At 32.2% G+C, this 1,802-nt stretch carries 1 protein-coding gene; it reads right to left on the bottom strand.

Features of this window, described 5'->3' with window-relative positions:
• Positions 1-1,802, bottom strand: a 1,802-nt coding sequence (locus ACP6PL_RS06780; RefSeq protein WP_426543863.1) for an ABC transporter ATP-binding protein/permease, incomplete at both ends; no start/stop codon positions are given.

The raw sequence follows: 1,802 nt of genomic DNA on the forward strand, positions 1-1,802 counted from the left end.
AATAAACTCACTTTTGCTTGATAATCTTCAGCAGATAATATTTGCCAATTAGCATTACCAGTTAATTCTAAAACTTGTTGATGATATTTTAACAAACTTAAACGATGTCCAACACTAATAAAGGTTGTTTTCGTTGCTTTTAATTGTTGATAAAGTTCTGCCTCATTTTGTAAGTCTAAAGCACTGGTTGCTTCATCTAAAATTGCATAACAAGGATTTGTTAATAATAATCTGGCAAAAGCTAAACGTTGTTGTTCTCCTAAAGATAAAACATTTTCCCATTGTAAATCTACATCAAAACCACCTAATCTATCTGGTAAATCTTCTAAGTTAACAACTTTCAAAATTTTTCGTAATTTATGCTCATCAAATTCCTGATTAACTTTAGGATATAACAACTGTTCTCTTAAACTTCCTAAAATCATATAAGGGCGCTGAGGTAAAAATAACATTTCTTCTAAATTGGGGCGTCTTAAACAACCTGTACCTGATTTCCATAGACCTGCTATTGCTCTTAATAAAGAACTTTTACCAACTCCACTTGGACCTACTATTAATAATCCTTTACCAGGTTCTAATGCTAGCGATAAATCTCTCACCAGAGTCTTTTGACTTTCATTTATATCTTCGTAATTTAGAGGAGTATTCAGAGTAATATTTTCTAGCGCCAGTCGGGAATTTTCTCTAATATCAATTTCCCTATTTCCTATTTCTGGTAATTTTTGCGTATGTTCTAATGTGTCTCTAAATTTAGCCAAACGATTAATACCAGCAGCAAAAGCAGTTAAATTATCGATTTGACTAACTACTAAAGAAAAAGCTCCTAAAACCTGGCTAAAAGCAAAACCTGCCTGAGTAATATCTCCATATTTAATCTCACCCGCAAAGTAAATAGGAGCCATTATTAAAGAAGGCAAAATGATAACTACATATCGATAACCAGTGGTAAAGTAATCTACATTTCTCTGCCAACCAATGAGCAAATTAAAATTATTAAAAACCCGAGTAAATCTTTGTTTTATTTGCAATGATTCTTGTTCTTCTCCTTGGTAAAAAGCAATTGATTCAGCATTGTCACGGATATGCACTAATCCATAACGAAAATCTGCTTCTCGTCTGAGTTGGTTGAAATTTAAAGTAATTAATTTTCTGCCAAAAATTACTGCTACTAATGTTCCTATCACAGCATAAAAAATTAGAAATATTGACAGTGGTACTGATATTGACCACAGAATTCCGGTGAAGGAAATTACATCAATTATGGAGTTAAGAATTGTCAGCAGAAAAAACAAACTTTGCCTAGTGAAAGATTTAATATCTTCTGCTATTCTTTGGTCTGGATTATCAATTTTTCCCTCTGAGTTAATTTGATAATAAGACCTATTTTGTAAGTAGTTGTCGAGAAATTTGCTAGTCATCCACTCTCGCCAATATAGTCCTAATTTTTGGCGTGTATAGGTGTAAACTACAACAATTGGAGTACCAACAATAAACACTCCGGCATAAACAAATAGAAATCGCCAAAATGTTGGTTGGTCTTTTTCTGCTAGGGCGGTAGTAAAAAAGTTACCAACATAGCTAATAATTACATTTAAACCACTAACTGATAGAGATAATAATAAAAGTAAACTTAATAGTGTCCAAGGTTGCCAACGAGGTATAATTCGTCTTCTGTAGTACCAAAAAGCACTACCAGGAACAACTATCATTAAAATAATTACAAATATCCAGTGTGAATTAATTATATTTTTAATTGTATCGACTAAACCAGGCGCAATACTATTGAATGATTCGCCAAATAT

It is taken from the genome of Dapis purpurea BLCC-M126 (genome assembly GCF_050015975.1).
Lineage (GTDB): Bacteria > Cyanobacteriota > Cyanobacteriia > Cyanobacteriales > Microcoleaceae > Trichodesmium.